Consider the following 22,535-nt stretch of genomic DNA (forward strand, 5'->3'; position numbering starts at 1 on the left):
GTTATTTTCTCACTAATTGCAGCTCAAGCGGTGTTGCTGCATTGAATGATATTAAATTAAGACCCGATTTAGTTAAGCGATTAAAGCGCGTACTAAATGCTTGCTCAGCATTTTTAGCAAAGCGTTCTCTAAAGCTGTTATCCATTAATGGTAGGGCAAAGTCTTGACCATTTGCATTAACGGTGACTGCTTGCTTAAACGCAGGTAACTGATGCTCAAATGGATCGCTTATATGGCAACCAATCAGCTCGCAGTGGCGGCTTAATATTTCGAGTTGTTTAAAGCTGGCATCATCCAGAGCATTAAAATCAGACACTAAATACACTAAGCTGCCTGGTTTTGCTAAATGATTAAGGCGCTTTAGGTTATCGCTAAAGTTGTTAGGGGCTGTTTTATCAATATTGTTGAGCGCTTGCTGGTGGTTGTCGCATAAATTATGACAAAGCTTAAGGACGGCCTTTTCACGGGCGCTGGGTTTTAGCTCCAAATGCGAGTGCTGATTAAACACTATACCGCCAATTCTATCGCCGCGCTGACACGCCGACCATGCAACAAGAGCGCTTATATGCGCAGCTTGCACCGACTTTAACAGTAACTTTGAACCAAACAGCATTGAGTTTGAAAAATCAGTAAATACAAACACAGGGCGCTCTTTTTCTTCTTGAAAGAGCTTTGTGTGAGTCTCGCCGGTACGCGCAGTAACTCGCCAATCAATAGAACGAATATCGTCACCTTGCTGATAATGTCGCACTTCGGCAAATTCCATTCCTCGGCCTTTGTGCGGTGCAAGGTATTGCCCTGTTAAGGTGTTTTTTATTTTTACCTTAGGGGCAAGTTCAAGCAATTGCGCTTTGGCTTTGTAATACATCAGCTCTTTGAGTGCTAAATTAACACCGTGGCTATGGCTCTGTTTGAGCCATGCTTGGGATTCTAATTGTTTTTGCATAACTTATGGTACGGCTACAAGTTCAACTATACGGCTTATTACTTGATCTTTAGTAATGCCATCGGCTTGGGCTTCGTAACTTAAAATAATGCGATGACGCAGTACGTTATGCACAACAGCTTGAATGTCATCAGGTGCTACAAAGTCACGGCCTTGAAGCCATGCATGAGCACGAGCACATTTATCAAGTGCTATTGTTGCACGCGGACTTGCACCAAATTCAATCCAGCTACCTAGTTGCGCATCTAATTTAGCGCCTTCACGGGTGGCAATAATAAGTTGTACTAAATATTGCTCAAGCGGCTCTGCTAAATAAAGGCCTAATATTTCTTTACGCGCTGCAAATAAATCGCTTTGACTAATTTTTTGCATTACTGGTTGTTGCTCGTTAAGCGCTTCGCCACGTGTTAAACGTAGTATATCAAGCTCATGCTCTGCGCCAGGGTAGCCAATACTTAGATGCAGTAAAAAGCGATCCAGCTGGGCTTCTGGTAACGGGTAAGTCCCTTCTTGCTCTAGCGGGTTTTGTGTTGCCATAACTAAAAATAGTTCGCTAAGCGGATAAGTGTTTTTACCCACGGTCACTTGGCGCTCTGCCATAGCTTCTAATAGTGCTGATTGTACTTTGGCTGGTGCACGGTTAATTTCGTCAGCTAAAATTAGGTTGTGAAAAAGAGGGCCTTTTTCAAATACAAACTCGCTAGTTTGTTGGCGGTAAATATCGGTACCTGTTACATCAGCCGGTAATAAGTCTGGCGTAAACTGTACGCGCTGAAACGATCCTTCAATACCTTTAGCAAGTGCATTAACTGCACGTGTTTTTGCAAGCCCAGGAGGGCCTTCTACTAATAAGTGACCATCAGCTAAAATAGCAATAAGTAGCGCTTGTGTAAGCTCTGGCTGGCCAATGATTTGTGTATCTAAGTACGTTTTTAATTGTGAAAATGCGTTAGCTGCCATAATAAGTGGACTGTCCTCGTCAGCTGGGTTTGTACCTAATAGTGTTAGGTGATAAATACTGACCTATTTATAAGGTTTATAATTGGGTAACTCAAGAGTTAGACTGTATTTTTTAAAATAGTTCGTTATTTTTTAACGATTTTTAGCGTACCACAAAACTTTGTAAATGCGTCTAAAAAAGCCTATTGTGATAGTCGTAATTAAACACTATTTATATAAATTTGTGTTTATCTATTGGCTTTAGTACACGGGTTGTTTAGAATCGAGGAAAACAAACAGGTCAGACCTGTCAGCGGGAGAGCATAAATGTCTGAGCAAAACATACTAAAAACACCAAAGGGCGACCGTATTGCCATAGTTAGCGGCTTACGTACACCTTTTGCAAAGCAAGCAACAGCGTTTCACCATGTACCTGCACTTGATATGGGTAAATTGGTGGTTAACGAAATGCTTGAACGATTAAATTTCAACAAGTCAGAAATTGATCAACTTGTATTTGGTCAAGTAGTACAAATGCCAGAAGCGCCAAATATTGCACGTGAAATTGTATTGGGCACAGGTATGCCGGTATCGGTTGATGCATATTCTGTATCGCGCGCATGTGCTACCAGCTTTCAGGCTATTGCTAATGTAGCAGAGTCTATTATGGCGGGATCTGTAAGTGTAGGTATTGCAGGCGGCGCAGATTCGTCATCAGTACTGCCAATTGGTGTTAGTAAAAAGCTAGCAGGCAGCTTAGTTGATTTAAATAAAGCGCGTACGCTTGGTCAGCGCTTGAAAATATTTTCAAAACTGCGCTTAAAAGATTTATTACCAGTGCCTCCTGCAGTTGCAGAGTACTCAACAGGCCTTTCAATGGGGCAAACTGCTGAGCAAATGGCTAAAACACATAATATTAGCCGTGAAGATCAAGATGCGTTAGCGCATCGTTCTCACTCACTTGCAACGCAAGCATGGGCTGATGGAAAGTTAAAAGATGAAGTAATGACGGCACATTTGCCGCCATATAAAAGCTTTATTTCAGAAGATAACAACATTCGTAAAAACTCAACGGTTGAAGGCTACGCCAAGCTTAAACCTGTTTTTGACCGTCAGCACGGTACTGTTACTGCCGCAAATGCAACACCATTAACTGATGGTGCAGCGGCCGTACTTATGATGAGCGAAAGCAAAGCAAAAGCACTTGGCTATGAAATACTAGGCTACGTACGTAGCTTTGCATTTTCGGCAATTGGAGTAGAAAAAGACATGTTAATGGGCCCAGCTCATTCAACGCCTATTGCACTAGATAGAGCGGGTATTACGCTTGCTGATTTAGATTTAATTGAAATGCACGAAGCGTTTGCATCGCAAACACTTGCCAACATGAAAATGTTTGCTTCAGACAAATTTGCACAAGAGCATTTAGGTCGCAGCAAAGCAATTGGCGAAATTAACATGGATAAGTTTAACGTTAACGGCGGCTCTTTAGCATATGGTCACCCATTTGCAGCAACAGGTGCACGCTTAATTACGCAAAGCTTACACGAGCTTAAACGTCGTGGTGGCGGTTTAGCATTAACAACAGCGTGTGCTGCTGGTGGTTTAGGTGCAGCCTTTGTATTGGAGAGCGCGTAATGACTGATTCAGTATTTAATTTAGCGGTAGATGAAAACAAAATTGCCGTGGTAACGATTGATGTGCCGGGTGAGAAAATGAATACCCTGCGCAGCAGTTTTGCCGATGATTTAAAAGCATTATTAGAAGACGCTAAGTCGCAAAATGTAAAAGGCATGGTATTTATAAGCGGAAAAAGCGATAACTTTATTGCTGGCGCCGATGTAAAAATGCTTGATAGCGTGCAAAAGCGTGAAGATGCTTTAGCTATTAGCGAGCTATGTCATCAAGCATTTTTTGATATGACAAAACTGCCATACACAACAGTAAGTGCGATTCATGGCGCTGCATTAGGTGGTGGCTTAGAGTTTGCTTTAGCATGTGATTACCGTGTTGGTACCGACAGTGATTTAACAAAAATTGGCTTACCAGAAGTACAACTTGGTTTACTTCCAGGTGGCGGCGGCACCCAGCGCTTAACTAAAATTGTTGGTATTCAAAAAGCACTAGAGTGGATGCTAACAGGTAAACAAATTCGTCCTACGCAAGCTAAAAAAGCAGGCGTGCTTGATGATTGTGTACCGCACAGTGTGCTGTTAAAAGTTGCAAAAGAATTTGCGACTAAGAAAAAGCCACAAGCAAAAGAGCCAAAGCTCGACAATATTAGTAAATTACTAGAGTCAAACCCGTTTGGTCGTAACTTTATCTTTAAAAAAGCAAAAGAAAACGTACTTAAAAAAACGGGCGGGCACTACCCAGCACCACTAGCTATTATTAAAGCAGTGCGAGCTAGTGTAGAGCTTGATGAGCTAAAAGCTTATAAAACAGAAGCTGAAAGCTTTGCAACACTTGTAATGAGTGACGAATCTAAAGCGCTTCGCGGTATTTTCTTTGCAACCACTGAAATGAAAAAAGAGTGGCGCAATGATGACGCACCCGCAATAAGCAAAACTGCTGTTTTAGGTGGTGGACTAATGGGCGCAGGCATTGCGCACGTAAGTGCTGTTAAAGCTAAAGTACCGGTACGTATTAAAGATGTAGCAGAGCAGGGCATTAGTAATGCAATGAGCTACACCTATAAAATTTTAGATAAGCGCCTTAAACGTCGTATTATGTCTAAAGCTGATGTGCAGTTAACGATGAACCGTATTACAGGTACAACTGACTACAGTGGCTTTAAACACATTGATTTAGTAATAGAAGCGGTGTTTGAAGATCTTGCACTTAAGCAAGGTATGGTTGCAGACGTAGAGCAGCAATGCCAAGCAAATACAATTTTTGCAAGTAACACGTCATCATTACCAATATCGCAAATTGCAGCGCAGGCAGCACGTCCTGAAAATGTAATTGGCTTGCATTACTTTTCACCAGTGGAAAAAATGCCATTAGTGGAAATTATTCCACACGAAGGTACGTCTCAAGAGACCATTGCTCGCGTTGTTAACTTTGCACGTAAGCAAGGTAAAACGCCAATTGTTGTAAAAGACATGGCCGGTTTTTACGTCAACCGTATTTTAGCGCCTTACTTAAACGAAGCTGCTAATTTGATGCTTGCAGGTGAGCCAATTGAAAAGATTGATGCAGCGCTTGTTGAGTTTGGTTTTCCGGTAGGGCCGCTGGCTCTACTTGATGAAGTAGGTATTGATATTGGCTCTAAAATTGCTCCAATTCTTGAAAAAGAATTAGGTGAGCGTTTTAAAGGCCCTGATGCATTTATGCGTATGATTGATTCAAAACGCCTTGGCCGTAAGTCTGGTCGTGGTTTTTATGAATACGATAAAAAAGGCAAAAAGGTTGATGAGTCAGTTTACGAACTATTGGGTGTTACCCCGGCTCCACGTTTAAACAAGAGCGAAATTGCTAAGCGTTGTGTATCGCAAATGCTTAACGAAGCAGTACGCTGTTTAGATGATGGCATTATTGCCAGCCCACGTGATGGAGACATTGGTGCAATATTTGGTATTGGTTTTCCACCATTTTTAGGTGGCCCGTTTAGCTATATGGATAAATTAGGCGCGAGTAAAATAAGCTCTGATATGTCTACATTAGCTAACAGCGATGCTAACTTTGCACCATGTGAATCACTGGTAACAATGGCAAGCTCTGGTGCTACTTTTTATAACACAACACATGTTGAGGTTGTAGCTCCTGAAGTACAAAGCACTGAGTCACAAGAGCAAAGTGTAACTGAGCCTGAAGTTATTAAAGAGATTGAAACGAAAGAATAAAGTTTCTGCTATCTAAAAAAACCGCATTTAAATGCGGTTTTTTTATAGTTTTTATAAATAAATGAGGAGCTTAATGACATTATTTACACAAAGATTGAGCATGTACCAAATGGAAGAATCTGATTGGCCTCTTTTTCTAGCGCTTCATCGCGATCCTCAAGTCCTTAAGTTTTGTTTTGATATGCCAATGGAGTCACTGGTAAGAAACCGCTTTGAGATACGCTTGCCTAAGTGGAGTGCTAAATCACGTCATCCCCTGTGTTTACTCATTATTAATAATCAAACAAAACAACCTGTGGGTGTTACAGGTTTTGCCTATGACGGAAAAACCGCAGAGCTTGGTTATTTATTACTGCCAGAGTATTTTAATAAAGGCTACGCGACAGAATCCCTAAGAGCTGTGATTGACTGGGCTTGGAAAGAACGTGGTATTAGGCAGTTTAAAGCAGTCGTAACGCGTGGCAATATTGGTTCTGAAAAGGTGCTTGGTAAGTGCGGTTTAACCCATACCGATACACTTTTTAAAGTGCATACAATAGGCGAAAATTTATATGACGATTTAATTTATACGCTTAAGGTGTAGGGTTTTAATGGGCTAGTAGCCTAGCCCAAAAAGTGTTTACAAGTGAAGTGAAATAGCTTTTCGGTCTTTTTCTGGCATGTTTTCTACGACTAAATTAAATGAGTTATCAATCATTCTCTCAATTTCACCTTGTGGAATTGTGCCGTCTAAAATTACTGTGTTCCATAAGCGTTTATTCATATGGTAACCAGGGATCACTGCCGGGAAAATATCACGCAATGATATTGCTTCATCAGGATCGCACTTTAAGTTAAGCCACCAAATAACCTCACCATCATCATTAGTTTGACCGTCATTGCCAATAGCAAGAGTCGCAAACATTTTATGATTCACTTTATATACATCAACCTCTTGCGCAAATGGTTTTGTAACCTGAACAAGTGGTTTTTTAACTAAATACTCATGTACTTTTTTCTGGTCCATGATCCATTCCTTGAAGTCATACTCGGTAAAGCTACCATAGCAGTTTTTTTCACATTTGATTATATGTATTTTAGTATAAATTAAAATTTTACAAGCTAATACAACATGTAGCGTAAAACCAACGTAATTTTAGTTGAACAAAATCCAGTTCGTGGTATGTTTCTGGCAATCAAAAAAATAATAGGAATTCACACATGCCAAAGGCGAGTGATGTTAAAAAAGGTACTGCTATTGACTTCAATGGACGCGTTTTAGTTGTAAAAGATATTGTGCGCTCTGTGCCGCAAGGTCGTGCTGGTGGTAGTTTATACCGTATGCGTTTATACGATGTGGTAACCGGTGGTAAAGTTGACGAAACATTCAAAGACAGTGACATGCTAACGCTGGCTGATTTAACACGCCGTGAAGTAATGCTATCGTACATTGATGGTGACGAGTATGTGTTCATGGATAATGAAGATTACACGCCTTATAACTTAAGCAAAGATGCTATTAGCGAAGAGATTTTATTTGTTAATGAAGAAACACAAGGCGTACACGTAATTGTTATTGATGGCGCGCCAGTAGGGCTTGATTTACCGTCAAGTGTTGAACTTGTTGTTGAAGAAACAGACCCGTCTATTAAAGGCGCGTCTGCCAGTGCTCGCTCAAAACCAGCACGTATGTCGACTGGCTTAAATATTTCTGTGCCAGAGCATATTTCAACAGGTGACCGTATTCGTATTAATACAGTTGAGCATAAATTTATGGGTCGAGCTGAAAAATAACTTGTAATACCAACCTGCATAAATCTTTGATCAATTTAACGAATTAAATTGCACTATAACGTCGTTAAAAGTTTTTTATTTAGAACAACTAGATATAAAAACTTTTGCCTAGTTCTAGCGTGATTTTCTTAACGTTAAATAGACCCCATATATAAGCAGATTGGTATAAATTATAATTTTAAAAGCCGAATCTGTGTTTAGCAGGTTCGGCTTTTTTGTGCGCGCGGGGGATTTGTTGCTTTAAATTTAATCATGTTAGCGTTAGAATAAGCGCCGTATTTTTGAGCAACTTTAAAGGGTAATTTTGTTTATAGTTTTACTAAGCAGTGCATTTATAGCTTTAATGTATTTAGAAGCCATTAAAAAAGGCATGCCAATTAAGCGATGGCTTATTTTAGGCGGTTTACTTGGGCCTGTGGCCTGGTGCTTGTTTAATCTACATTATCGTCGTGCTTTAGTAAGAAATGTAGGTATAAATGCGTGTATATGGCGCCCTTAATTTATCGACGCCACATTTTTATTTTTTCTAATTAAGCTTGGGGCTGCTTTAGTTTGTTGCTGCTTTAAAAATTCAGTAAATTCACTTTTTGATAGTGGCTTAGAATAGTAATAACCTTGTACTGTTTCGCAATTAAGCTTTTTAAGTATATCAATTTGATGAGCTTGTTCTACACCTTCAGCAACTACATGCAAATCAAGGTTATGCGCAATAGTGACTATTGAGTCGACCATATTACGCCCACGTTCGTTGGTCATGTCATCTATAAATGCTTTATCTACTTTAAGTGTATTAAGCGGAAATTGCTTTAAATACGCTAATGATGAATAACCAGTACCAAAATCATCCATTGCTAAATGAATACCTCGGGCACTTAACGAACGCATAATTGCAATGGCTTCTTTAGGGTCGTCCATTACAGTACCTTCTGTTATTTCAAGCTCTAAAAAGTAAGAAGGTAATTCGTTTTTTTGCAAAATAACGTCAATACGAGAAGTTAAATCGGGGAGGCTAAATTGCTTTGCTGATAAGTTGACAGCTACTCGGCCGCTAAATAAACCACTATCTAGCCATTCTTTTACGTCTCTGCAGGCTTTGTTTAATACCACTTCACCAATTTCAATTATTTGGCCCGTTTCCTCGGCTATGGGTATAAACACGCCTGGGCTAATAATGCCTTTTTTGGGTGTAATAAAGCGCACTAATGCTTCCATTCCGGTTAGCTTGCCTGTGCGAATATTCATTTTTGGTTGGTAGTACACTTCAAAATGATCTTCTTTTAAACCAAAGCGCATAAGGTTTTCTATTTGCAGACGTTTAACGGCTTGGCGGTTCATCGTGTCGTTAAAAAATAGGTAGCTATTACCTTTCTTTTTAGCATGATACATCGCGGTATCTGCATTTTTTAGGAGCAGTTCAGGCGTATTACCGTCTTCTGGGAATAATACAATGCCTACACTTGAGGTGATTGCCAGTTCGTGGCCAGCCATTTTAAATGGTGTAGCAATGGCTGCTAAAAACTGTTTTGCCATACGTGTAATTACATGTATGTCGTTAGTGTCAGACATTACAAGAGCAAACTCATCGCCGCCTAAACGATAAAATACATCATTTTCGCGGGTTAGTTTATTTAAGCGCATTGCTAGTTTAGCTAATAAGCTGTCACCTAGTTGATGCCCTAACGAGTCATTTATTTTTTTAAAGTTATCTAAATCGAATACAAGCAAGGCGTGATGCGAGTTGAGCTTTACTAGCTTTTGCAAATCAGTAAAAAATAAATTTCGGTTAGGCAGACTAGTTGTGCGATCTCGATTCGATAAGTTATGTAACTGCGATTCGGCTTTTTTACGCTCTGTTAAATCTGAATAAACAACGACATAATTAGTTATTTGATTTTGATCGTTTTTAATTTCATCTATCGATATTTCTATAGGCAATAAAACACGCTCACTATTACGAAGCTTCACTTCTTGTTGGATATGTTCGCGCTCTTTTACTATTTCAATAATTCTGTTTGTGTAGCTTGGCTCATACCCAGATAGGTTGAAATCTTTTCCTAAGTATTGCTCGCGTACGCCACCAAACAAGGTTAAAAAACTCGGGTTTATATCAACCAGTTTAAAGTTTTTATCGTAAATTGCTAAGGCGTCAGTGAGTGATTCAACACATTTAGCAAAAAGGTTTAAGCGCTCTTCCGTTGATTTTAACTGTGATATATCGCGAACGGTACCTGTCATTCTAAGGGGTGATAAGTTGGCGTCTTTTTCAATTATTTTTCCGCGATCGAGTACCCAATGCCAACGACCAAATGTATCTTTGATTCGGTAGGTGGCTTCAAAAAAAGCAGACTGCTCTGCAAAGTGTACTTTTAACAAGTGCTCAACGTTATTAATATCGTGAGGATGAATAAGGCCTTTGTTTGGCGGAAACCCCATTAAGGTAGTCGAATCCATTAAGTACTTATCGTTAATACGAATAACTTCGCCTGTTTTTATGTTCCAGTCCCAAAGTGTATCGCCGCTACCTTCTACAGTACTTTTAAGGCGTTTTTCCGAAAGACGGAGTTGACGGCGTGAGCGTCTAAGTTTGTGGATTACAAATAACAGGTAGGGCAAAGCAAGCGCTATAATGGCGCTTGCTAGTATAAGTATATTGTCGGAGTTGTAATTAAATGATGACTCAAAGGCAAAAAGCTCAAATGAGTAAGCAAGTACTACAAGCATGCTTAGTTTTATTATTATTTTTATTTTTATCATTTTTTTATTACTTCTAATTTACAAATGATAATTTAAAACAAGCTAAACCTAGTGTCAAAGAGATTGAGAGTAAACGGGCATATTTTGAGATTTATTGACTTTTGCCGAGCTTAAAAGCTCATATCTTGGTCTATTATCATCAAATAGGCTTAGTGCATAAACTTTTAGTTCTTTTAGGGTTAGCGCATTTAAGGCATCTAAAAGTCGTTGTTGCATATGAAATTCATGATCTCTGTTACCAATAGCAAGCCATAACCGTTGTGAGCGTAGGCGCAGGTTTTTATCTTTTTCTGCAATATGAGTACTAAGGCCGTGTTTTTGCTGTTGCCAATCGTTTTCATCAAGTGCATCAATGTTATCAAGGTAGTTTTTAATAAAACGGTTATGTCGATGCAATAAAGCTTTTGCATCAAACTTAGGTGACTGCACATAAAATGCTATACCAGCACGCGTATTAAATGGTGCATAACCTGCGCCTACTAAGTAGCCAAGTTGCTGTGTAGTTCGTAATTCATTAAAGTAATCTTGATTAATTAAATGATTTAACGCCATCATTTTTACTTTTTCGGCCACGCAATCCGTTTGCGCTTGATAGTAAATAACCATTGCATGGTCGTTACAAGGAAGCTCTAGCTCGTAGCGAGTTACTTTTTTAATTTCAAAAAGAGGGCGTCTTAAATCTTCAATTATGGTTGCGTTTTTTAAGTGATTTGCGACCTTTTTTTGAAAGGCTATTGCATCACTTTGCTGCCAGTTACCATGTAAAAATGATTCAACATGTAGTGCTTTAAAAAAGTCTGTTCTGAACTCATTAAATTGCTGAAAACAGGTGTTTTTTAATGCCGATGCAAGCTCCCCAGGTTGTGGGTTCCAAGGCATTATTTTTGCGCCTAAAATGCTAAATAACTCACTGACTGGTTTGTTTTGGTTGCTATTGCGCCAATGCCTTACAAGCTGTTTTTTATATTCAGCAAAGCGTTTTGCACAGATCTCTACATTAAATAAAGCATCTATTAATTGATCAACAAGCTCTAACTGGCTAGATGAAAGCCCCGCGGTATGTAGAGTTAATCCACCTTGATGCGAGGTTAAGTGGTAGCTAAGTCCCGCAAGTTCTGCTGGATAAAATTGCTCGCCCACACTATCCATAAATAAATCTGTAAATAAACGGGTGAGTGCCATATGTTTTACATCTTTTACGGCAAAATCAGAATCCATGGCCAAATAAAAATGGCCTTTAGCAACACGAAATGTGTTGTCTTGTTTAAACCAAAAGTCAAAACCGGGTTCTTTTACTAATAACTCGGGTTTTGTTTGTGGTTTTACGACATCAAATAACACCACTTCTTTTGTTAAATAAGGATTAGCTGTAGGTAGCAGCATTTCGCTCAGCGGCTTATTTATCTCGCTAAGGGCATCAAGCCAACTAGGTGAAATATGTTCTACTTTATATGGTGTGTTGTACCATGCCGTTTTATGTTCAGGCTCTACATCTGGATGTATAAGTACGATGCGCATATTATGTGGCGTTAACCACTGCATGGCCATTTCGTGGGTCGCTTTTTTAAAGCCTTCCATTAAATAGTCGCCTTGCACGTAATTTGCTTCGTCGTAATGCTGCATATTAATGCTTAAATTACTGACCCAATCAATTAAGCGTGATTTTTCTTGGTTATCGAATGCTATTTGTAATAGATTTTTTTTATCTTGATATAAGCGCGGCAATTTTTCGGTGTTATCGTTAATTAAACAAATGTATTCAAACACCATTTCAATAATATCTTCAAAGTATTCAATACCCTCATCGGTAAGCGCTAAGCTAATATTAAAATCTTTGAAGTTGCTGCCATTAATACCACCGCCAGCAGAAAGTGCATTGATCCAGCCTTGTTCTTTTAAAATAGAATAAAGAGAACCCGCGCCTTCATAGCCAAGTAAGTGGGCAATAAAACTTACTGTTTTATGGCGATAAAAGTCGTCAATATTAGGCATAGCAAAACTTATAATAAGTTTTTGCATATGCTTATGTGGCTCAATATGGAGTATTTTTCCTATGTCTTGTTTGCGATAAAGTGGCTCACTGATCTCTGGCTTTTTAAGGTTTTTGTTGCCGTTAATTGCGCCAAAGTAAGTTTGAGTCCAGCTTTGTAGTGTATCTAGTGTTTCGTTTGCGCAAATAACTAAAGTCATCCACTGAGCTTGGTACTGGCTATTAAAAAAGTCACGAAGCTCATCACTAATACATCGCTCTCTGTCAGCTAAGGTTTGTAGGTTTCCTACAGAAAATTTAGCAAATGGATGAGCAGGGTTTACCGTTTCTTTGTGGGCTTGATAAATACGGCGACCGTCGTCTTTTATTTTTAGTTTAAACTCGGCTTCAATTGCGTTACGTTCTTTTTCTGTTTCGGCTGAATTTAAAAGAGGCGCAATAAAAAAGCGGCTAAATTGGGTAAGTGCTTGTTCAAATTCTTGATTGTTAATATCAAAAAAGTAACAGGTATGCTCAGTGCCGGTCCACGCATTGGTGTTGCCGCCAGCTTGCGAAACAAAATTATTAAAACTGCCTGAATCTGGGTATTGGTCAGTGCCTAAAAAAAGCATGTGCTCTAAAAAGTGTGCTAGGCCTTGCCTATCAAGAGGGTCGTCAAAATGTCCGGCGTTAACTGCCATTGATGCTGCCGCTTTTGTAGAATCTTTATCTTGCACTAATAGTACTTTTAGACCATTGTCCAGTGTAAAGGCGCGGTATGCTCTGTTATCATTGCGGCTGATATTCAAATGATGCTCCTGAAACTAAACGTTTACTTGTTAACAACAGATGATGGCTTCAGGAAAGCGAAGTACAGCTTAAAGATTTACCTGAATCTCATGAAAGAACTATTTTAGAAATAAATAGATTTATATTGTTAATATAGCTGACAAACGGGCAAACTGGCTACTGTTTTATATTCTTTAATCGGTTGATTTTTTATGAAAACAATCCTAATAATGCGCCACGGCGAAGCAACACCCATGCAGGCTGATGATGCAGGTAGAAATTTAACCCAAGCAGGGCATGATGAAGCTGAAAAAATGGGCCTTTGGCTCAGTAAAGCACATTACCCTGATGCACTGTTAGTTAGTCCTTACATTCGAGCACAGCAAACAGCTGCAGGTGTGGCTAAAAATAACGTATTTAAATTTAGCGAAACCACGTCTGATATAATTCCCGAAGGCAAACCTCAAATTGCTGCTGACTACATCGAAACACTTATTGCTACTCACCCCCAATGCAATACATGGCTTGTTGTATCACATATGCCTATTGTAAGTTATTTAGTGGACCAATTAAGTCCTGGCAATATGCCCATTTTTAATACGGGTGCTGTTGCTGTTATTAGTTACGATGAGCAAACCCAGCGTAGTAGTTATTTAAGTATAAATGCCCCAGAAAACGTTTAAATATAAATAATTGAGTAAAGTAAAATGACAATAGAACGTTTACAAACAGGTGCGCGCATGAGCCGCATTGTAAAACATAACGGCACTGTGTATTTATGTGGGCAGGTATGCGCCGACGCGCAAAAAGGTATTAAAGAGCAAACTCAAACTATGCTTGATAAAGTAGAAGTATTACTTGATGAAGCGGGAAGTTCAAAAGAACATATGCTTAGCGCGACTATTTATGTAAAGAGCATGGAATACTTTGCTGATATGAATGCAGTATGGGATGCGTGGGTAACCGAGGGTTATGCACCAGCACGTGCCTGCGTAGAAGCTAAAATGGCACGTGATGCACTGCTTGTTGAAATTTCAGTAGTCGCAGCTTTAAAAGAATAATAGCTTTAATGACTCGCTCCCCCGTTGTACTTATCACAGGCTCTAGTCGAGGTATTGGCGCAGCTACTGCACTATATTTTGCAAAGCATGGTTATGATGTTTGCATTAATTATAAAGCTGATTTAGCTAGTGCGATATTGGTGGCAGAAAAAGTAAAGCGATTAGGCGTTGAGGCTGAAGTAATTCAAGGTGACGTATCACTAGAGGCTGACGTTTTAGCTTTATTTATGCATATAGATAAAGTCTTTGGTCGACTTGATGTACTAATAAATAACGCCGGTATTTTAAAACCACAAATGCCTTTGTTAGAAATGAGTGCTGAGCGCATAAACGAAGTTTTGACTACAAATATTACCAGTGCTTTTTTATGTAGTCGTGAAGTAATAAAGCGAATGGGAAATGGCGGTAGTATTGTTAATGTTTCATCGGGGGCCGCTAAAACGGGCTCTCCTAATGAGTACATTGATTATGCAGCATCTAAAGGTGCAATGGACACATTTACTATTGGCTTGGCCAAAGAGGTGGCAAGTAAAGGTATTCGTGTTAACTCGGTTAGACCTGGGCTTATTTACACTGATATGCATAGTGATGGCGGTGAAAAAAATCGAGTCGATCGTCTTAAAAGTAAATTACCCCTTGGCAGAGGCGGTACACCCGATGAAGTTGCTGCAGCAATTTACTTTTTAGCTTCGGAGCACGCTTCTTTTACAACGGGTAGTTTTGTTGATGTAGCCGGCGGTTTGTAAGCTAAAGTAATAAAGCTAGCCAAAACGTAAAGCTAATAACACTTAAGATAGTAGAAAGTACGACAGCCCCAGCAAGAGTAGCTTCATGCTGCTTTATTTGACTCGCAATAAGATAAGCATTTACGCCAACAGGGGACGCACTTAAAAGTACCAATACATTAAGTATTTGCGTGTCTAGCTTAAATACATAGGTGCCTACCAATAAAACTAACGCAGGCAATAAAAATATTTTTAAAATTGATGCTATTAACGCAGGTTGCCAATTTGCTGCTATTTTATAAAAAGCTAAATTAGCACCAAGTACAAATAGCGCACAGGCAATTGCTGGTTTAGCTAATAGCTCCAAACTATTTGCTAAGTCGGTGAACAGTGTTACTCCTAATATGTTTAATATAAGCCCGCATCCAATACTCAGTACTATTGGATTTAACACCATACTTTTTCCAAAGTGCGACCACGAAAATTTATCGCTACTGCCCTTAGCCCCTATTAAAAAAGTAAGTGCAAATAACAATGTGCTATGAAAAGTAATGATCATAAACGCAATGGCTATCATCTCTTTGCCAAGCGATGCAATAACAATAGGAATACCCACTAACACCATATTTGAATAGCTAGAAGCGAGTCCAAAGACGCCGTGTTGTTGGTAATTTTTTAAATACTTTTTATTTAAATAAAAGCGATCAATTAAAATACCCACCCCAAACACGCTCAGAACGGGTATGTAAAAACTCAAAAATGCAAAAAGGCTAATGCTTTGCTGTAAGTTAATTTGCGACATATTTAACAATAAAAAAGCAGGCAAACTAATATAAAAAGTAAATTTACTTAAGCCTGCAATATGCTGCTTTTCGAAAAATTTTAATCGGCAACAGCTATAACCAAACGCCACAATAAAAATGAGCGGAAAAATAATTGAAAAAATATGCACGTAGTTACATCCTAGTAATAGCTAAAGTTAGCGTCTAAATTCATCACTTTGCGGTAAATTAATTAGTATGAGTACAGCGCCTCTACCACCATATTCGAGAGGGGCTTGGTGCATCGCTATTACGTCAGGATGCTGTACTAAGTACTGAGGCACTTTATGCTTTAATACGCCGCCGCCAATACCGTGCACTACACATGCACAATAGTAATGCTGCTTTTTACATTCGTGAATGAGTCCAGCGAGTTCATCTTTAGCAAGTTCTTTATTTAAGCCATGTAAATCTAGCGTCAAATCGGGTGCAAAGTCACCACGGCGAAGCTGTTTAGCTAGGAAGGTATCTTGGCCAGGTTTTACATATTTAACCGTGCCGTGGGTGTCTATATCGGGAATATAAACGTCTGAGAAGAAAAATTCAGATTGAGCCTGCTTTTTTTGCTGGGCAAATTGCTTAGCTTGTGACACCTTAGGCTTTGTATCAAAACGATGAGTATCTTGTTTAAATACTTTGGCGCCTGTGATCGTTTGACGAAATAAGCTTATGTCGTCATTGCTTAGGGACGAATGTGATGGAGTGTCTTTTTTCATAACTATTACCTAAACAAAAAAACGTAAAAACGCAGCGCAAAAGGCGGTACAATACTTAAATGAGGGGCAATTGTAATTTGCCCAGCGCAGATAGGCAATGCAATCGTCTTAAAGACTCAAAACAGTCAGTAAGCTAATACAGGTAAAAATATATGAGCGATTTACAAATAGAAGAAGCAACACTCGAAGAAGCCGTTGCAGAACTGTCAACTTTACATGACTGGTTACGTTGGACTACAAGCCAATTTGCAAGTAGTAGTATATTTTTTGGACACGGTACAGATAACGCATGGGATGAAGCTGTAAGCTTATTACTGCCTGCGCTTAGCTTGCCTGTTGATGCGCCAAAAGAATTAATGCACGCGCGTTTAACAAGCACAGAAAAAAACCGACTTGCGGGTCTTATTGCAGAACGTATTAACGACTGCACACCAGTACCTTACTTAACAAACATTGCATGGTTTGCGGGTATGCCATTTTATGTGGATGAACGTGTACTTATACCTCGCTCACCGTTTGCTGAGCTTATCAGCAACCGCTTTACACCCTGGCTTGAAGAGCCACAATCGGTTAACCGCATATTAGATTTATGTACGGGGTCGGGTTGTATAGCAATTGCACTTGCTCAAGCTTTTGAGGAAGCACAAGTTGATGCGGTAGATATATCGTATGAAGCGCTTGAAGTGACAGACATTAACATTAACGATTACATGTTAAGTGATCGTGTGTTACCCATTCAGTCTGATGTATTTAGCGGTGTACCAGGTCAAAAATACGACCTAATAGTTGCAAACCCACCGTATGTTGATGCAGAAGATATGGCTGACCTGCCACGTGAGTTTCATCATGAACCAGAGCTTGGGCTTGCATCAGGCCACGATGGTTTAGATGTAACCCGTACTATTTTAAGTGAAGCGAGTGAACACCTAACCGATAACGGTTTGTTATTTGTAGAAGTTGGTAACTCTATGGTACATATGGATGCACTTTATCCGGGCGCGCCGTTTGAATGGATTGAATTTGAACAAGGCGGCTTAGGTGTATTTGTAATTAGCAAAAAGCAGCTAGATGAGTATTTTGCAAAATAAGTAAAAAATGAATAGCCAAGCCGTGTGCTTGGCTATTGGTAGTCATTAGGAATGAGGAAAGTTAATGGCAGGTAATAGCATTGGACAGTTATTTAAAGTGTCCACCTTTGGTGAGAGCCACGGCGTTGCATTAGGCGGCGTTGTTGATGGTACTCCCGCAGGTCTTGAAATCACAGAGGCCGACTTACAAATTGATTTAGATCGCCGAAAACCAGGCCAAAGCCGTTATACAACGCAGCGCCGTGAAAGCGATCAAATAAAAATATTAGCAGGCGTTTTTGAAGGTAAAACCACAGGTACCAGCATTGGTTTATTGATTGAAAATACCGATCAACGCTCGCAAGATTACGGCAAAATTAAAGATGTATTTCGCCCAGGTCATGGCGATTACACGTATTGGCATAAGTACGGCTTGCGCGACTATCGCGGTGGCGGTCGTTCATCTGCACGCGAAACCGCAATACGCGTAGCGGCAGGTGCTATTGCTAAAAAATACTTAAAGCAATTTCATGGTATTGAAGTTAAAGCATGTTTAAGCCAGCTAGGTCCTATTAAGGCGGAAACGTTTGATTGGGACGAAGTTGAAAATAACTTATTCTTCTTCCCTGATGCAAGTAAGCTTGAAGCGCTTGACGAATATATGCGTGACCTTAAAAAGCAAGGTGACTCAGTTGGCGCTAAAGTAAAAGTAGTGGCAAGCAACGTACCAGTAGGTCTTGGTGAGCCAGTATTTGACCGCCTTGACGCTGAACTTGCACACTCATTAATGAGTATTAATGCAGTTAAAGGCGTGGAAATTGGTGATGGCTTTGATGTAGTTGAGCAAAAAGGCTCTGAGCATCGCGACGAGCTAACCCCTGAAGGTTTTACATCAAACCATGCAGGTGGCGTACTTGCGGGTATTTCGACAGGGCAAGATATTATTGCTTCTATTGCGCTAAAACCAACGTCGAGCATTACCATCCCAGGTAACAGCATTAATACAAGCAACGAAGCGGTAGAGATGATCACCAAAGGTCGTCACGATCCGTGTGTGGGTATTCGTGCAATCCCGATTGCGGAGGCAATGATGGCTATTACCTTAATGGACCACTTACTGCGTCAACGCGGACAAAATCCGCATGTAAATCACGAACACGGGCCAATTAATGGCTCTGTGTAAGTATTTATAATTATAAAAAAACGCGGATTACCGCGTTTTTTTATGTCTGTAATTTAGTTTAAAGCCTTTCAGGAGTTGTTCAAGTAGGCCCTATATACTGCAAGAAGGAGGGTAGTAATCATGAACGATAATATTAATGAACACTCACAAATAAAAGCCCAAGCTGCAATAGCCCGCTTAGAGCGATTCAGTAAGTTAACTGATAGCAGCATTGGCATTCCTTTTACTAAATTTAATATAGGTTTGGAGGCTGTGATTGGTTTAATTCCCGTTATAGGTGATGCCGCAGGGCTAATTTTATCAAGTTATGTGCTGATAGAAGCCCAGCGTTTAGGTGTGAGTAAACGTATAAAAACTAAGATGATTATCAATATGCTCATAGATTTTGTGGGCGGTTTAGTACCATTTTTTGGTGATATTTTTGATGCCTTTTTTAAAGCTAACACGCGTAATACACAACTATTAAAAAAGCATTTAAACAAGCATTTAAACAAGCAGTTAAGTGAGTAATTAATAGCTTTAAGTAACAGTTAGCAAAGAGACTTTAAACAAAATGTTGTTGGTTGTTAAATCACCTAGTAAGGTAGGAGCGTCTATTCACTTTGGTATCTACAATATGCAATTATTTATCGGTAATAAAAACTACTCTAGCTGGTCATTACGCGCATGGTATTTAATGAGTAAATTTGATGTTGAGTTTAGTGAAACCCAGCTGGTACTCGACACCCCCGACTTTTACAATGAACTAAAAAAGACCTTTGCTTTGCAAAAAGTCCCAGCGTTAATTGATGGCGATTTACAGGTATGGGATTCGCTAGCAATTTGTGAATATATTAACGATGCTTACTTATCAGGCGCTGCATGGCCAAAATATATTACCCAAAGAGCTAAAGCGCGTGCACTAAGCGCTGAAATGCATTCAGGCTTTATGGCACTGCGCAGTGAAATGCCAATGAATATAAGAGCAACCCGTAAAGTAGACCTATCGAGCGAAGCACTAAAAGACATAGGCCGTATAGACGAGATATTTGCACAGCAACAAGATGTGTTTCCAAATGAGTGGTTTTTTGGTGACTTTAATATTGCTGATGCCATGTATGTGCCTGTTGTACTGCGCTTAAAAACCTATCAAATTACGTTATCGCCAGAGGCGCAGCAATATTGTGATTTTGTGATGCGCTGCCCAGTATTGCAAGCATGGATCACTCAGGCATTAACCGAGACCGATATTGTAGAGTGTGATGAAGCAGGAACGCCTGTATAATTATTGTTTTCTTATATGGCATGTTTTATACCTTAAAATCATAAGTTTAAACTAGGCAGCTCATGTATCTAAATCACCCAAGGTATGGCAATACACCAATAACTACCAATACCCCAGTGACAATAGAGGCGATAGAGAATGCGCACTGGCGTTACTCGAGCCTTAAATACTTCCCTAATACGGTAATATTGGCTGATATAAAAAAGCAAAACTATGCCATTTATCCTCGGGCACTTTATGTTGATATTGAAGAGAAGTGCGGGACTTGCTCTAAGGCATTTATTTTTTTTGCTCAAGAGCAGCAATATTGGTTTGAAACATTAAGATTTTGGGTCGATTCACACTGTACTCATTGCTTTGAATGCCGTAGACATGCCAGATATATACTAACTCTACGTAAACGGTACGATATGTTAACTAGCTTAGCCAATAAAACCTCAAGTGAAAAAACACAGCGTAAAGAACTTGCCAATACGCTTTACTGTTTAGGTATTATTAAAAATATCAATAAAGTGAAAGATTAATCCGCTTATATTTTACTATCACGCCTTATTTTTACTTTAGTTGTAAAAGTCCGTACAATTCGTATCGTTTTTAGTGCGCTAATATGGCGCTGTAACCGAGACGAATTAATCAATTTTTATGCATCAAATAGCTGATCTAATTTCAATTTTTGAGCGCACTTTTTATCAAAGTCACAATACACGACTGATAAAAGGCGATTGTGAGCCTGTGTATTTACCAGCAACAGAGCAGGTGCCATATCACCAAGTTGTATTTGCGCATGGTTTTTATGCCAGTGCATTACATGAAATAGCACACTGGCTGGTGGCCGGTGATGCACGTCGGTTATTAGAAGATTACGGCTATTGGTACTGCCCTGATGGGCGCGACAAACAAAAACAAGCTGAGTTTGAAAAGGTAGAAATAAAGCCTCAGGCGATAGAGTGGTTATTAAGCACTGCAGCAGGGTTTAATTTTAATGTGTCGGTGGATAACTTAAACGGCGAACAAACGTGTCGGTTTGATTTTCAGCAGCGCGTACATGCACGGGTATTATCGCTAATCGAAAATGGCTTTAACTCTCGTACAGAGTCACTTTTAAAAGCACTGTCTGATTTTTACAATACACCGTGGCCATTAACAGTGCAGCAATTTAATTGGCAATATCCGAAGGAGCTTTGTAATGGCGTTTAAATTAGGTTTAATTGTAAACCCAGTAGCGGGTTTAGGCGGAACAGTTGCTTTAAAAGGCAGTGATGGCGCACACACAGCCGCTAAAGCAATCGAATTAGGTGCAGAACCCAAAGCAAATAGTCGTACAAAAGCAGCGCTTGAAGTGCTATTGCCTTATAAAGAGCGCTTAACCATTTACACCGTTAACGGTGACATGGGTGAGCAAACAGCAAAAGCCTTGGGCTTTAATGTAGAGGTTGTATATAACACTGCAGCAATAACAACCCCAGATGACACAGAACAAGCAGCAAAAGTACTTAAAGACTTTGGTGTTGATTTAGTTTTATTTGCTGGAGGCGATGGTACAGCGCGTAATATTTGTCATGCAATCGAAGATACCATTCCCGTACTTGGTATTCCTGCAGGCTGTAAAATTCACTCTGGTGTGTACGCTATTACACCAAAAGCTGCAGGGCGCGTAGTCGAAATGCTGGTTAAGGGTGAGTTAGTTACCTTAGCCGATGCAGATGTAATGGATATAGATGAAGATGCTTTCAGGCAAGGCACAGTAAAAGCAAAGCGCTACGGCGAAATGCAAACACCTAGCGAAGTACGCTATATGCAAGCGGTTAAAAATGGCGGTAAAGAAACCGACGAGCTCGTACTTGCCGACATTGCTGCGCATGTTGTATCGCAAATGGATGAAGACACATTTTATATAATGGGTAGCGGCTCAACGGTTGAAGCCATCATGGAAGAGATGGGACTTGAGAATACGTTGCTTGGCGTTGATTTAATAAAAGATCAAACCTTAGTTGCTCAAGATTTAACGGCTAAGCAATTACTTGAGCTTACACATGATCAAAGTACTAAGTTAGTCATTACGCTCATTGGCGGGCAAGGGCATATTTTTGGCCGTGGTAATCAGCAATTGAGCCCTGCGCTTATACGTGCAATTGGCAAAGAAAACATTATTGTAGTAGCAACAAAAACAAAACTACAAGCGCTTAATAGCCGCCCCCTTATTTGTGACACCGGCGATGGCGAATTAGATGATGAATTAACGGGTTATATTAAAGTAACCACCGGATTTAACGACCATATTATGTATGCAGTAGGGCACCAAAACCTTGAAAATACAGGTGCTTTGCAAAACCAGGAGATTAATAAATGAGTTTAGTGAACTATATCGATGCAGCCCAGCAGTACTTCGATGATTTAGTAATAAAAGCAACTGACGATGAGTTATTTGCAGGCGGCTATTTACGAGGTCATTTTGATCTTGCAGTTGGTTATGCCGAAGTAGAAAAGCTGACAATCAGTATAGATGAACTAAACGAAACTGTAGAGCAGAGCTTAGTTAAAGCGTATCGTAATGGTGAGCTTAACGAAGAAGATAAGACATTAGTTGCACGCTTGTGGGAAGAAGTTAAAGCCCTCGCTTAAAAGTAAGTGATACAAAAAACACGATTTGTTTATCACTATCGTGTTTTTTTGTGCCCAAAAC

23 protein-coding genes are annotated in these 22,535 nt (G+C 39.7%); 16 read left to right on the top strand and 7 right to left on the bottom strand.

Features of this window, described 5'->3' with window-relative positions:
* Position 1: 1 nt before the first annotated feature.
* Positions 2 to 946 (bottom strand): DUF58 domain-containing protein, encoded by a 945-nt coding sequence (locus I6E72_RS04710; RefSeq protein WP_010554656.1) that lies wholly within the window; start codon positions 944 to 946, stop codon positions 2 to 4.
* A gap of 3 nt (positions 947 to 949) precedes the next feature.
* On the bottom strand, positions 950 to 1,906 hold the full coding sequence (locus tag I6E72_RS04715) for an AAA family ATPase (RefSeq protein WP_004335627.1): 957 nt from the start codon (positions 1,904 to 1,906) through the stop codon (positions 950 to 952).
* Positions 1,907 to 2,212: 306 nt separating this feature from the next.
* Here I6E72_RS04715 and fadI point away from each other — a divergent pair, with 306 nt between their 5' ends.
* The 3 genes from fadI (at position 2,213) to I6E72_RS04730 (ending at position 6,313) form a co-directional block, all read left to right on the top strand.
* Positions 2,213 to 3,523 carry an acetyl-CoA C-acyltransferase FadI gene (gene fadI / locus I6E72_RS04720; protein ID WP_004335629.1) on the top strand — a complete coding sequence of 437 codons (1,311 nt, stop codon included), beginning with the start codon at positions 2,213 to 2,215 and terminating at the stop codon, positions 3,521 to 3,523.
* Positions 3,523 to 5,730, top strand: coding sequence for a fatty acid oxidation complex subunit alpha FadJ (gene fadJ / locus I6E72_RS04725; RefSeq protein WP_197111215.1), 2,208 nt, complete (start codon positions 3,523 to 3,525; stop codon positions 5,728 to 5,730). The genes fadI and fadJ overlap by 1 nt, the downstream gene beginning before the upstream one ends.
* A gap of 73 nt (positions 5,731 to 5,803) precedes the next feature.
* Positions 5,804 to 6,313, top strand: a complete 510-nt coding sequence (locus I6E72_RS04730; protein ID WP_197111217.1) for a GNAT family N-acetyltransferase — start codon at positions 5,804 to 5,806, stop codon at positions 6,311 to 6,313.
* A gap of 36 nt (positions 6,314 to 6,349) precedes the next feature.
* On the opposite strand, the gene I6E72_RS04735 is transcribed toward I6E72_RS04730, so the two are convergent.
* The gene (locus I6E72_RS04735) at positions 6,350 to 6,736 is read right to left on the bottom strand and encodes an MmcQ/YjbR family DNA-binding protein (protein ID WP_007580596.1); all 387 of its coding nucleotides are present in this window, start codon (positions 6,734 to 6,736) and stop codon (positions 6,350 to 6,352) included.
* Between the two features lie 194 nt (positions 6,737 to 6,930).
* On the opposite strand from I6E72_RS04735, the gene efpL reads away from it, so the two are divergent.
* Entirely contained in the window at positions 6,931 to 7,503 is a 573-nt protein-coding gene (gene efpL / locus I6E72_RS04740) for an elongation factor P-like protein EfpL (protein WP_007580599.1), read from the top strand.
* Positions 7,504 to 7,807: 304 nt separating this feature from the next.
* Positions 7,808 to 8,002 carry a hypothetical protein gene (locus I6E72_RS04745; protein WP_007580601.1) on the top strand — a complete coding sequence of 65 codons (195 nt, stop codon included), beginning with the start codon at positions 7,808 to 7,810 and terminating at the stop codon, positions 8,000 to 8,002.
* Here the strand turns inward: I6E72_RS04745 and I6E72_RS04750 are convergent.
* Both I6E72_RS04750 and I6E72_RS04755 read right to left on the bottom strand, forming a co-directional pair.
* A complete protein-coding gene (locus I6E72_RS04750; protein WP_197111219.1) occupies positions 7,999 to 10,257 on the bottom strand; it encodes a sensor domain-containing protein in 2,259 nt (752 codons plus the stop codon). The two genes, I6E72_RS04745 and I6E72_RS04750, sit on opposite strands and share 4 nt — an antisense overlap.
* Positions 10,258 to 10,311: 54 nt before the next feature.
* The gene (locus I6E72_RS04755; protein ID WP_197111221.1) at positions 10,312 to 13,035 is read right to left on the bottom strand and encodes an insulinase family protein; all 2,724 of its coding nucleotides are present in this window, start codon (positions 13,033 to 13,035) and stop codon (positions 10,312 to 10,314) included.
* 192 nt (positions 13,036 to 13,227) lie between these two features.
* Between I6E72_RS04755 and sixA the strand changes: the two genes are divergently transcribed.
* The 3 genes from sixA to I6E72_RS04770 are packed head-to-tail and all read left to right on the top strand — an operon-like array spanning position 13,228 to position 14,822.
* Positions 13,228 to 13,698 carry a phosphohistidine phosphatase SixA gene (gene sixA, locus I6E72_RS04760; RefSeq protein WP_024608902.1) on the top strand — a complete coding sequence of 157 codons (471 nt, stop codon included), beginning with the start codon at positions 13,228 to 13,230 and terminating at the stop codon, positions 13,696 to 13,698.
* Between the two features lie 24 nt (positions 13,699 to 13,722).
* The gene (locus tag I6E72_RS04765; RefSeq protein ID WP_197111223.1) at positions 13,723 to 14,076 is read left to right on the top strand and encodes a RidA family protein; all 354 of its coding nucleotides are present in this window, start codon (positions 13,723 to 13,725) and stop codon (positions 14,074 to 14,076) included.
* Positions 14,077 to 14,084: 8 nt separating this feature from the next.
* Positions 14,085 to 14,822: an SDR family oxidoreductase gene (locus I6E72_RS04770; RefSeq protein WP_197111225.1), complete on the top strand. Its 738-nt coding sequence runs from the start codon at positions 14,085 to 14,087 to the stop codon at positions 14,820 to 14,822.
* Position 14,823: 1 nt separating this feature from the next.
* Here I6E72_RS04770 and I6E72_RS04775 read toward each other — a convergent pair whose 3' ends face one another.
* Both I6E72_RS04775 and smrB read right to left on the bottom strand, forming a co-directional pair.
* Positions 14,824 to 15,753 carry an AEC family transporter gene (locus I6E72_RS04775; RefSeq protein ID WP_024591640.1) on the bottom strand — a complete coding sequence of 310 codons (930 nt, stop codon included), beginning with the start codon at positions 15,751 to 15,753 and terminating at the stop codon, positions 14,824 to 14,826.
* 27 nt (positions 15,754 to 15,780) lie between these two features.
* Positions 15,781 to 16,338, bottom strand: coding sequence for an endonuclease SmrB (smrB, locus tag I6E72_RS04780; protein ID WP_007377742.1), 558 nt, complete (start codon positions 16,336 to 16,338; stop codon positions 15,781 to 15,783).
* A gap of 152 nt (positions 16,339 to 16,490) precedes the next feature.
* Here smrB and prmB point away from each other — a divergent pair, with 152 nt between their 5' ends.
* The 8 genes from prmB (at position 16,491) to I6E72_RS04820 (ending at position 22,474) form a co-directional block, all read left to right on the top strand.
* The gene (gene prmB / locus I6E72_RS04785; RefSeq protein WP_007580615.1) at positions 16,491 to 17,426 is read left to right on the top strand and encodes a 50S ribosomal protein L3 N(5)-glutamine methyltransferase; all 936 of its coding nucleotides are present in this window, start codon (positions 16,491 to 16,493) and stop codon (positions 17,424 to 17,426) included.
* Between the two features lie 64 nt (positions 17,427 to 17,490).
* On the top strand, positions 17,491 to 18,588 hold the full coding sequence (gene aroC, locus I6E72_RS04790) for a chorismate synthase (protein ID WP_008138551.1): 1,098 nt from the start codon (positions 17,491 to 17,493) through the stop codon (positions 18,586 to 18,588).
* Between the two features lie 120 nt (positions 18,589 to 18,708).
* Positions 18,709 to 19,098: a DUF4112 domain-containing protein gene (locus I6E72_RS04795; RefSeq protein ID WP_101216624.1), complete on the top strand. Its 390-nt coding sequence runs from the start codon at positions 18,709 to 18,711 to the stop codon at positions 19,096 to 19,098.
* A 106-nt stretch (positions 19,099 to 19,204) separates the two neighbouring features.
* On the top strand, positions 19,205 to 19,852 hold the full coding sequence (locus tag I6E72_RS04800) for a glutathione S-transferase family protein (protein WP_197111227.1): 648 nt from the start codon (positions 19,205 to 19,207) through the stop codon (positions 19,850 to 19,852).
* A gap of 62 nt (positions 19,853 to 19,914) precedes the next feature.
* On the top strand, positions 19,915 to 20,376 hold the full coding sequence (locus I6E72_RS04805; protein ID WP_121954637.1) for a zinc-ribbon domain containing protein: 462 nt from the start codon (positions 19,915 to 19,917) through the stop codon (positions 20,374 to 20,376).
* Between the two features lie 118 nt (positions 20,377 to 20,494).
* Positions 20,495 to 21,049, top strand: coding sequence for an elongation factor P hydroxylase (locus I6E72_RS04810; protein WP_197111229.1), 555 nt, complete (start codon positions 20,495 to 20,497; stop codon positions 21,047 to 21,049).
* On the top strand, positions 21,039 to 22,202 hold the full coding sequence (locus tag I6E72_RS04815) for an ATP-NAD kinase family protein (protein ID WP_197111231.1): 1,164 nt from the start codon (positions 21,039 to 21,041) through the stop codon (positions 22,200 to 22,202). Before I6E72_RS04810 ends, I6E72_RS04815 begins: the two co-directional genes overlap by 11 nt.
* A complete protein-coding gene (locus I6E72_RS04820) occupies positions 22,199 to 22,474 on the top strand; it encodes a YfcL family protein (RefSeq protein WP_002962183.1) in 276 nt (91 codons plus the stop codon). The genes I6E72_RS04815 and I6E72_RS04820 overlap by 4 nt, the downstream gene beginning before the upstream one ends.
* Positions 22,475 to 22,535 lie beyond the last annotated feature (61 nt).

This window comes from Pseudoalteromonas sp. NSLLW24 (genome assembly GCF_015864725.1).
GTDB classification, from domain to species: domain Bacteria; phylum Pseudomonadota; class Gammaproteobacteria; order Enterobacterales; family Alteromonadaceae; genus Pseudoalteromonas; species Pseudoalteromonas arctica.